Below are 8,764 nucleotides of genomic sequence, written 5' to 3' on the forward strand. Positions count from 1 at the left end.
GACCACCGTGACATCAGGCAGCATCGGCCGCAGCAGCGCCGCGATCGCGGGCTGCACCTGCAGCACGATCGGGCCGCCGCCGATCGCGGTCACCATCGGCACATAGCGGACGAAATGCAGCGCGTCGCCGAGCCCATATTCGGCGAACAGCAGCAGCGTACGGCCCCCGAGCGGCTCGCCCTGCCATTCCGGCTCGCTGAAGACAGGGTCGCCGTCGACCAGCATCTTGCACTTGCGGCGCCACCGATACTCCTCGAAGCCCTCCTCGAACTCGCCGTTCATCAGGAGGAAGTGCGCGTGATTGTAGTGCGCCGGCGGCTGGTCGGGATCGAGCGCGATGGCGCGGCGGGAGTGGACCAGCGCCTCGTCAATCTCGCCGGCATTGCGTAGCGCGACGGCGAGATTGGCGTGTCCCTTGGCGTAATCCGGATCGACCTCGATCGCGCGACGGTGTGCGGCAACCGCGGCGTCGACCAGGTTCTGCGATTCGAAGATGATACCGAGATTGGTATGCGCGGAGGCGTAGTCCGGCTTGAGCGCCAGCGCGAGCTCGCAGCAGCCGATCGCTTCATCGAGCTGTCCGAGCTCGAACAGGCAGGCACCGAGATTGCTGAAGATGACGTGGTCGCTGGGATCGCGGGCAGAGACCAGCCGGTAGAGCCGGGCCGCCTCCTCGCGCTGGCCTTCCTCGTGCAGCACGAGTGCAAGCAGGCGCGGCGCCGCGATGTTTTCCGGATCGAGCTCTGTCGCGCGGCGGTAGTGGACGATCGCATCCTCGCGACATCCCTGGCGATAGAATGCCGCGCCAAGGCTGCAATGCAGTCCGGCATCGTCCGGATCCATGCTGAGCCCACGACGATAGGCCGCAACCGCGGCGTCGAACTGGCGTCGATCGGCGAGCACATTGCCAAGGTTGAGCCAGACGCCGCGATAGGCGGGATCGCGCGCGATCACCTCGCGATAGGCCTGCTCCGCCTCGACCAGCCGCTCCTGGCCGGCCAACGCGACGGCGAGGTTGAAGCGTGCCCGCGTCAAGCCGGGATCGAGTGCGATCGCACAGCGGAATGCTGCTTCGGCCTCGGCAAGGCGCGACAGGTCGCACAGCGCGACGCCGAGCTTGATATGCAGGCCGGCATCGTGTGGCCGCAACGTCACGCCGCGCTGGAACGCCTCGACCGCGCCCTCGTGCTCACCTTTCACGGCGAGCGCGTCGCCGAGCGTCGCGAAGGCCGGTCCGTGGTGGGGATCGAGGCTGAACACCCGATTCAGCAGCACGGCGCCTTCGGCGGCGCGATCGGTGACGAAGGCGATGACGGCCGACAGATGCAGCGCCGGGATGTGATCGGGATGGGCGGTCAGGATGTCGCCGCACAACCCATCGGCCTCGTTCGCGCGGCCCGCGCCATAATGCGCAACCGCATCCTGCAACATCCGATCAACCGCCGCACCGACCACGATACCGCCCCCAACCCGTCAGAACCCCGATGAGGGTTTAACGGACAACCGCACCGATTCCGGCACGCGAATTTCCGCGTCAGAACTATATTCACGCCCGCCCTTGACACACGCCTCATCATGTAACATGTAAAGTTACATGATACGCGATAGCCGTCTGTCGAGCGTGCTGCATGGCCTCCTCCACATGATCGGAGCCGGCGAGCCAGTCACTTCAGAGCAATTGGCCCAGGCGATGGCGACCAACCCGGTCGTCGTCCGCCGCGTCATGGCAGGCCTGCGCGAGCAAGGCCTCGTCCGTTCCGAGAAGGGCCATGGCGGCGGCTGGACGCTGGCGCGCGAGCCATCCGACATCACGCTCGCGGACATCTATCGCGCCGTCGGAGCGCCCACCATCGTCGCGATGGGCCATCGCTCGGATAACCCCGGCTGCCTGGTCGAACAGGCTGTCAATGATGCGCTCGGGGATACGTTTCGCGAGGTCGAGGCGATCTTCCTCAAGCGGCTCGGCGCCGTGACACTCGAGGCGCTCGCCAGGGACTTCAAGCGCCGGTTGGCGAAACACCGGCAGAGCATCGAGGATCAGGTTCATGCAGCAAGGTGAGCAGGCGAATCAGATGCGGTTCGACGATCCCGCATTGTGGGACAAGATGGCCGCCATCTACGAAGCGCAGGCGCAACCGTTCACCGCGCACTTCGCCGACGCTGCCGTGGCAACGCTCGCGATCGGCCCGTCGTCGAACGTGCTCGACGTCGCGACCGGCACCGGCGCTGCGGCACTGTCCGCCGCGCGCACCGGGGCGCGGGTCACCGCGATCGACTTCTCCGCCGGGATGGTGCAACTGGTCCGCGCCTATGGTGTCGCGAATATCGATGCGCGGCAGATGGACGGCCAGGCGCTCGACCTCCCGGACGGCGCGTTCGATGCGGTGATGTCGGTGTTCGGCGTGATGCTGTTTGCGGACTGGCGCGCGGGACTGCGCGAGATGGCGCGCGTGACGCGGCCGGGCGGATCGGCGGCGATCGCGGTCTGGAAGAGCCCGGACGGCGCCGCGGTGCATCTCATGGTGTCGCGGATCATCCGCACGCTCTATCCGGATATTGTCGGCCAATCGCCGGCAACCGGCCTCACCGAGCTGGCCGACGCCGATCGCCTCGCCGCGGCCGTTATCGCCGCCGGATTCACCGAACCGACGATCAGGGAGGTCAGCCACGACTCCATCCTCAATGTCGGGGATGACAAGGGGGCTGACCGCCTGTTCGAGTTCGGCCCGCAATGGCGCGTGCTGAATGAGGAGCAGCGCGCGGCGGTCGTGCGCGAGTTCGCGGCAGAGGTTGAACGCGGACGCGTCGGCGACGTGTTCCGGATTCCGTCAACGGCCCTGATCGCAACGGCGCGGCGGCGGCCGTCATAGCCGGTTCGCCCGGTGCAAGATCAGGCCTCTCCCCAATCACCTTGAGAGAGAATCCCCTGCCGCATCGCGAGCCGGACCAGCTCGATGTCGGAGTCGACGCCGAGCTTGGTCTTGATCAGGTAGTGGAGATTGGCGACCGTCTTTGGACTGATGTGGAGCGTATCGGCAATCTCGTCGCTGCTGCGTTCGGCGAGCAGCATGCGCAGCACCTCGAACTCCCTTGGCGACAGCACGTCGGCTGCAACGACTTCACCGCCAAGCCGGCTCAGTGCCAGCTCGTGGTCGATATCCGGGCTGATCGCGATCCGGCCGGCCAGCACGTCCATGGCGGCCTGCACTAGCGTCTCCGGTGGACTGGTCTTGGTGACGTAGCCGCGCGCGCCGGCGCGGATCGCCTGCACCGCGAAGGCGGCATTCTGATGCATGGTGAAGACCAGGATCCGGGCATTGCGATCCCATTGCCGGATACGCCTGATCGCTTCGATGCCGCCGATGCCGGGCATCGCGAGATCCATGATCACGAGGTCGGGCTTGACCTCCTTGAACCGCCGATAGGCCTCGGCACCGTCGGATGCCTCCGCGACGACCCGCAATCCCGGCTGCTTCTGCAGCACGGAGCGATAGCCCTCGCGGACGACCGCATGATCGTCGACCAGCATGACAGCGGCGGCCGAATCTTTCACGCCGCGCGCTCCGTCACCATGTCGCCGGCATCCGATCGATCCATCGTCACCACGGCCGGTATCACAGCGCGCAGGACTGAGCCGCCACCCTGCCTCGCGTCGAAGCTGAGCCCGCCGCCAAGCGCCGCCACACGCTCGCGCATGCCGAGCAGACCCATTCCGGATCCGGTCGGGTGATCGGATCGTTGACCGTCGTCCTCCACCGTCAGCTCGATTTCCCCACGCATGCCGTTGCCTGGCTCACCCTGCGGATCGCGCACCGCGACCGTGAGGCCGATCCGGCTTGCGCCCGCATGCTTGGCCGCGTTGGTGATCGCCTCCTGCGCGATGCGATAGAGGTTGGCCGCCAGGTCAGCCGGCAAGGCGTCGCAGATGCCGGACAGGCTGATATCGAACCGGGTCTGCCCGCGGCTGCGGCCGTTCCATCCGGCGATCAGGCCTTCCAGGCTTGCGGCGAGGCCGAGTTGCTCGACGTCGGGCGGGCGCAACCGGAACAGTGCGCCGCGCAGCCGCTCCATCATGTCGGCCGCCGTCCGGGCGATGCCGTCGCACTCGGGCAGGATGGCCGGACAATCCTGCGCCGCGCTCTGCCGGGCGGATGCCGCCAGTGCACGAACCGCGGCAAGCGACTGCCCGAATTCGTCGTGCAGCTCGCGCGCAAGCTGCCGGCGCTCGTCATCCTGGAGGGCGATCAATCGTCGCGTCAGTTCGTTGCGTTCCGCGAGCGTGGTACCGAGGCGCTCGGCGAGGTGGTTGAAGACGTCGCGGATGGCGGAGAGTTCCGCGAGATCGATCGGCGGNGCGATCCGTTCCAGACCGCTGCGGATCAGGCGCGTGGGGCGGAGCGCGCGCGCGAGCGCGGCATAGACGAGCGCACCCAATAGCGGCAGCGCGAGCGCGAGCGCGACCATCACGCGCCCCGCCCCCTGCCAGGCCTCCGACGCAAGCGTCGCCGGATCGACCGAGACCACCGCCTCACCGACCTCGCTGCCGCGCGAGACAACCGGCCGGACCGTTTCGCGCCCGGGATCGAACAGCTTGCGATAGACCATGGAGAAAGGCCGCGGCGCATCGGCTGCTTCGCTCCGCGGCCCGCCGCAGACGCGTTGCACGATCGCGCCGTCCGTGCCGCGATAGGCGATGCACAGGCCCGGCGTCATCACCGATCCGGCGATCTCCTGAAGATCGGGAAAGCGCGAGCCCGGCTGGCTGATCCATTGGGTCTTGTTCTGCTGCAGTTCAAGCGTTCGCGCGGTGACCGAGGCGATCGCATCCAGCCTCGCCCGCATCGATCGCTCGCCATCGACCAGGAAGAAGGCCGATACGGCGGCAAAGCAAAGCGCCGACGCCGCGATCACGCGCAATGTCAGGCGGAGTTTCAGATCGCTTCCCGGAAACATCTGCATCGGCGGCCGTCCTTGCTCGGCTGACCCTGAGGCATCTCCTCGCCAATCTAGCGGCCCAACCCGCCCGACGGGAAGCGCCGCGGCTCGGACCGCGGCAACGTCGTGAAAATTTCCCGGCCCCGCGCGGGACGGCGTCGGCTGCGACCGGCCGTCCACTCCGGCTAGCCTGCCCCGACTATTTCACCCGCCACGACAGGTCCGCTGCCATGCCCCGTTCCCGCCCCGCGCTGCAAACACTCGTTCTCGCCGGATTTCTCTTCGGCTTCAGCCATGCCTGCCCCGGCGCGCTTGCGGCAGGGCGCGTGGGCGTGGAGATCCAGGATTTCGGTTATATCGACACGTCAGGCGAGCCGACCGACCAGACTGCCTCGCACCAGGAGCGCCTCACGGCATTCACAGCGGCGCTCAAGCGCGACGTCGCGGCGGACCCGCTCTATCGCCTCGTCCCCTCCTCCTGCGGCTCGACTTGCGAGGCCGATGCACCGCTGACGGCCGAGCGGCTGCACGCGGCTTCGCAAGGCGGTGCGAACATCCTGATCGTCGGTCTCGTGCAGAAGATGAGCACACTGGTGCAATGGGCGCGGGTGCGCGCCGTCGACCTCGACGGGAACCGGATCCTGTTCGAGAAGCTCTACACGTTCCGCGGCGACAATGACGGGGCATGGCAACGTGCCGAGGCATTCGTGTCGCGCGAAATCCGCGAGGCGCTGTCGACACGACAGCAGGCGGCATCAGCGCCGGTCAAGCTCGCATCGTTCAATTTCGAGCTCGAGGACGGCAGCGCGGCCAGCGCGGAGACGACCACCGACAATGCCGAACTCGCCAACACGACCGTCGCCGTCAGGCAAATGCTGGGGCAATCCGGGCGCTATGTCGTGATCCCCGTCGACGGCACCAAGACGGATGCTGCGGTGCCGGGAGCAATCCACGACTGCGGCGGATGCGACGCCGGCATCGCCCGCAAACTGGGCGCGGATCAGTCACTGATCGGAGTGATCGTGCGGATCAGCCGCATGGAATATCTGGTGCGGTTCCAGCTGCGTGACGCCGGCACCGGCAACGTCGTTGCGTCAGGCAGCAGCGGACTGCGGATGGGCGCGAATTATTCGTGGAGCCGCGGCGCGACGCGGCTGATCCGCGACCGGCTGCTGGAGCCGGCACAGGCAACCGAACTCACACCGGCGCCGGGCGCGCCGGTTGCTCCAGCCTCGCGCTGAGCATTGCGACATTGGCGCCCGGCCCGTCACCTGCGCGACCGCGCTTTGCGGTCGCCCTTCGTCTCGTCTTCCGTCGGCGGCTGCAGGCCGGAGCTGTTGGCCCAGCGATCGAGTTCTTCGATCACGCGCTGATGGCTCGGCCGGTGCTGCGCCGGCGCACCCGGTTCCTGAGAAAGCTTGCGGGGCAACTTGACCTGTTCTGGCATGATACTTCTCCAGAGCTGGACGTTTCGCAGAATGCCCCGATCGATGATCTCAGCTATGCACGCGCCTTCAGCAGGTCGCGAATTTCAGTGAGCAGCTCCTGCTCCTTCGTCGGCTTCGGCGGCTCGGCCGGTGCCGCGGGCGCCTCGCGCTTGAGCTGATTCATCAGGCGCACCACGATGAAGAGGACGAACGCGACGATCAGGAAATTGAGCGTCAGCGTCAGGAAATTGCCCCAGGCCAGCACCGCGCCCTGCTTCTTGGCATCGGCCAGGTTCGTCGCGGTCACCGACTTCGACAGCGCGGTGAAGTAGTTGGAGAAATCCAGCCCGCCGGTGATAGCGCCGATGATCGGCATGATGACGTCGGCCACCATCGAGCTGACGATGGCGCCGAACGCAGCGCCGATGATCACGCCGACGGCGAGATCGACGACGTTGCCTTTCATGGCAAATTCCCTGAATTCCTTCAGCATGTGATCTCCTCTGAAAAGCTGGATGCTGGTGCAACTGATACGTACAGGATGGTCGAACTATTTGCGGTCGGTCGATACGGCCGGCGTGGCGGCAGGACGGACGGGTGCGGCCGGCTCCCACGGCGCAGGCAGGATGACCCGGGCCGGCGGCAGACTCTGCGCGGTGCGCTGAACATTCGCGTCGGGCTGCCGCGGCTTGTCGTCCGTATTGTCGGCGTGCGCGACGGACGCGCAGACACCGAGCGCGAGAGCGACCAATGCTGTCCTCGAGGCGGTCGAATTCACGGCAATTCGGCCGGCAGAGCATAGCCTGCTCATGGTGGCGACATGACGTGGAGCCATGGCAAACTGATCCTCACGAATACAAGGGCTTGGGTGACAGGCGGACGCGCAACGGTTCGCAGCAGCCGCTACGTTCCGGGGCTTCGCGCAGGCCTATCTGTGGTGATGCCGCAGATATTCATGCAGCGAGCTCGAGCCCGTCTCCTTGAGCAGGGTCTTGAGCATCGTGTCCTTGCGGCGCCCTTCGGCGAAACTCTCGCCGTATTGCTTGCGCAGCGCGGCGACCGTGGTGTTGCCGTGCTTGCGCTCGATGCGGCCCGTCTTGTCGCGATGACGGCCGTCGAGACCCTTGCGTGCCTTTGCGCGTGCCTTTGCCATTTCCCGCTCTCCCATGTCATTTCCGGTGATGCGTGCGAAGCCTCTCATCTTGCGCAAGCGCGCTTCGCACAGGTTCGGTGCAGATCGCCGAAGCGCGATGTGATCGGGATGGATCGTTATCGCGCTTCAGCCGCTTGTTTGAACATGATCGGTGCGGACAGCCGCTACGGGCTTGTCCGGATCGCGCTTCAGACCTTCAAATCGCTCGGCAGCTTGCCGCCGTTGGCGGCGAGCTTGGCCATCACCTGCTGGTGCAGCCAGACATTCATCGCGGCGGTGTTGTTGGTGTCGCCGGTGTAATTCAATTCCTTCGCGAGCTCCTTGCGCGCGGCGAGGCTGCTGTCGAGGCCGAGCGCCTTCATCAGGTCGACGATCGAGCTTCGCCAGTCGAGCCGCTCGCCCGTGGCAGCCACGGCCTTGTCGACGATCGCGGCGACATCGACCGTTTGCGGCGCGGGCGCGTCAGGTGCGGCCGGCGCAGGTGAAGCCGTCGGTGTCGCTTCGGGTGCCGCGGTCGTTGCTGTTGCAGGGGTCTTGGCCTGGGCAGAACCGTGGCCGAAGATTGCGCCCATGATGCTTCCAAAAACGCTCATGATCTTTCACTCCGTTCGCCCGAGACACCGTCGGTCTCGTGCCTGGATCCAGTGACGGGGCGGACGATAGGCAGCGGGTTTGAGGGGCGGAAGATGACCTTCGTCACTTTCGAAAGGCTGGGCGGCGTGATGCAATTTGCCCATGGAGCGTGCGGTTACGAATCAACCCCACGTCGATATCCATTCATCGCGCGCCCCACGCGCGGTGAAGTCAGCCGTCCCGGCCCGATTCGCCAGCCCCGAGAAGTCGGGGCGGCTGACACCGCCGTGCGCTGCGCGCGCGGCGCGACGATGCTTCGATGATGCGATCAGAGCTGACGGCGACGAATGGTCTGCGCAAGTTCGGCAAAGCTTTCCGCAATGCCGGCTCCGGTCTTGGCGCTCACCGATTTGACGCTCGACTTCGCGAGCTCTCCGATCGCGCTTGCGCTTCCCGCGGCTTCCGGAAGGTCGATCTTGTTGAGCAGCGCCTTGTAGGGCCGGCCCGGAAACCTGGCCTCGAAGCCGCGGACCAGCTCGACCATCCGGGTCACCGTTTGCGGACGCGTGACGTCGGAGACGATGATCGCAGCCGATGCGCCGGTGACATAGACGGTGTCGAAGATCTGCGTGCCGAAGTCGCCGTCGGTGTCCCACAATACGAGCCGCATCGGCTC

General features: G+C 66.4%; 12 protein-coding genes and 1 pseudogene. 3 read left to right on the plus strand and 10 right to left on the minus strand.

Annotated features, from left to right (window positions below; genetic code table 11):
* Positions 1-1,431, minus strand: a 1,431-nt coding sequence (locus AS156_RS33485) for a tetratricopeptide repeat protein (RefSeq protein WP_066513638.1), incomplete at its 3' end; no start/stop codon positions are given.
* Positions 1,432-1,594: 163 nt separating this feature from the next.
* Between AS156_RS33485 and AS156_RS33490 the strand changes: the two genes are divergently transcribed.
* Positions 1,595-2,059 carry an Rrf2 family transcriptional regulator gene (locus AS156_RS33490; protein WP_066513639.1) on the plus strand — a complete coding sequence of 155 codons (465 nt, stop codon included), beginning with the start codon at positions 1,595-1,597 and terminating at the stop codon, positions 2,057-2,059.
* A complete protein-coding gene (locus AS156_RS33495) occupies positions 2,046-2,870 on the plus strand; it encodes a class I SAM-dependent methyltransferase (RefSeq protein ID WP_136626576.1) in 825 nt (274 codons plus the stop codon). The genes AS156_RS33490 and AS156_RS33495 overlap by 14 nt, the downstream gene beginning before the upstream one ends.
* 20 nt (positions 2,871-2,890) lie before the next feature.
* On the opposite strand, the gene AS156_RS33500 is transcribed toward AS156_RS33495, so the two are convergent.
* The 3 genes and pseudogenes from AS156_RS33500 to AS156_RS45275 form a co-directional block, all read right to left on the minus strand.
* On the minus strand, positions 2,891-3,529 hold the full coding sequence (locus tag AS156_RS33500) for a response regulator (protein WP_066513697.1): 639 nt from the start codon (positions 3,527-3,529) through the stop codon (positions 2,891-2,893).
* A gap of 20 nt (positions 3,530-3,549) precedes the next feature.
* The coding region (locus tag AS156_RS45270) for a sensor histidine kinase (protein WP_245313189.1) at positions 3,550-4,353 on the minus strand (804 nt) is incomplete at its 5' end.
* Between the two features lies 1 nt (position 4,354).
* Positions 4,355-4,959 (minus strand): annotated as a pseudogene (locus tag AS156_RS45275) (histidine kinase); the annotation flags it as partial.
* A gap of 206 nt (positions 4,960-5,165) precedes the next feature.
* Here AS156_RS45275 and AS156_RS33510 point away from each other — a divergent pair.
* Positions 5,166-6,176, plus strand: coding sequence for a DUF3280 domain-containing protein (locus AS156_RS33510; protein WP_066513641.1), 1,011 nt, complete (start codon positions 5,166-5,168; stop codon positions 6,174-6,176).
* A gap of 26 nt (positions 6,177-6,202) precedes the next feature.
* On the opposite strand, the gene AS156_RS33515 is transcribed toward AS156_RS33510, so the two are convergent.
* From AS156_RS33515 to AS156_RS33540, 6 genes are all read right to left on the minus strand, one after another.
* Complete coding sequence (locus AS156_RS33515) at positions 6,203-6,382, minus strand: hypothetical protein (RefSeq protein ID WP_066513642.1); 180 nt, start codon at positions 6,380-6,382, stop codon at positions 6,203-6,205.
* Between the two features lie 53 nt (positions 6,383-6,435).
* On the minus strand, positions 6,436-6,855 hold the full coding sequence (mscL, locus tag AS156_RS33520) for a large conductance mechanosensitive channel protein MscL (RefSeq protein ID WP_066513643.1): 420 nt from the start codon (positions 6,853-6,855) through the stop codon (positions 6,436-6,438).
* A 57-nt stretch (positions 6,856-6,912) separates the two neighbouring features.
* On the minus strand, positions 6,913-7,197 hold the full coding sequence (locus AS156_RS33525) for a hypothetical protein (protein WP_136626577.1): 285 nt from the start codon (positions 7,195-7,197) through the stop codon (positions 6,913-6,915).
* Positions 7,198-7,290: 93 nt separating this feature from the next.
* Positions 7,291-7,515, minus strand: coding sequence for a hypothetical protein (locus tag AS156_RS33530; RefSeq protein WP_066513645.1), 225 nt, complete (start codon positions 7,513-7,515; stop codon positions 7,291-7,293).
* A gap of 188 nt (positions 7,516-7,703) precedes the next feature.
* Positions 7,704-8,108, minus strand: coding sequence for a DUF3597 domain-containing protein (locus AS156_RS33535; RefSeq protein WP_066513646.1), 405 nt, complete (start codon positions 8,106-8,108; stop codon positions 7,704-7,706).
* Between the two features lie 308 nt (positions 8,109-8,416).
* Positions 8,417-8,764: Rab family GTPase (locus tag AS156_RS33540; protein WP_082747892.1), on the minus strand; the 348-nt coding region annotated here is incomplete at its 5' end.

It is taken from the genome of Bradyrhizobium macuxiense (genome assembly GCF_001542415.1).
GTDB lineage: Bacteria > Pseudomonadota > Alphaproteobacteria > Rhizobiales > Xanthobacteraceae > Bradyrhizobium > Bradyrhizobium macuxiense.

Coding starts and splice junctions, on each gene's coding strand:
- AS156_RS33525 (WP_136626577.1), bottom strand. CDS start 7,197: ATGGCTCCACGTCATGTCGCCACCATGAGCAGGCTATGCTCTGCCGGC.
- AS156_RS33490 (WP_066513639.1), top strand. CDS start 1,595: ATGATACGCGATAGCCGTCTGTCGAGCGTGCTGCATGGCCTCCTCCAC.
- AS156_RS33515 (WP_066513642.1), bottom strand. CDS start 6,382: ATGCCAGAACAGGTCAAGTTGCCCCGCAAGCTTTCTCAGGAACCGGGT.
- AS156_RS33510 (WP_066513641.1), top strand. CDS start 5,166: ATGCCCCGTTCCCGCCCCGCGCTGCAAACACTCGTTCTCGCCGGATTT.
- AS156_RS33535 (WP_066513646.1), bottom strand. CDS start 8,108: ATGAGCGTTTTTGGAAGCATCATGGGCGCAATCTTCGGCCACGGTTCT.
- AS156_RS33500 (WP_066513697.1), bottom strand. CDS start 3,529: ATGCTGGTCGACGATCATGCGGTCGTCCGCGAGGGCTATCGCTCCGTG.
- mscL (WP_066513643.1), bottom strand. CDS start 6,855: ATGCTGAAGGAATTCAGGGAATTTGCCATGAAAGGCAACGTCGTCGAT.
- AS156_RS33495 (WP_136626576.1), top strand. CDS start 2,046: ATGCAGCAAGGTGAGCAGGCGAATCAGATGCGGTTCGACGATCCCGCA.
- AS156_RS33530 (WP_066513645.1), bottom strand. CDS start 7,515: ATGGCAAAGGCACGCGCAAAGGCACGCAAGGGTCTCGACGGCCGTCAT.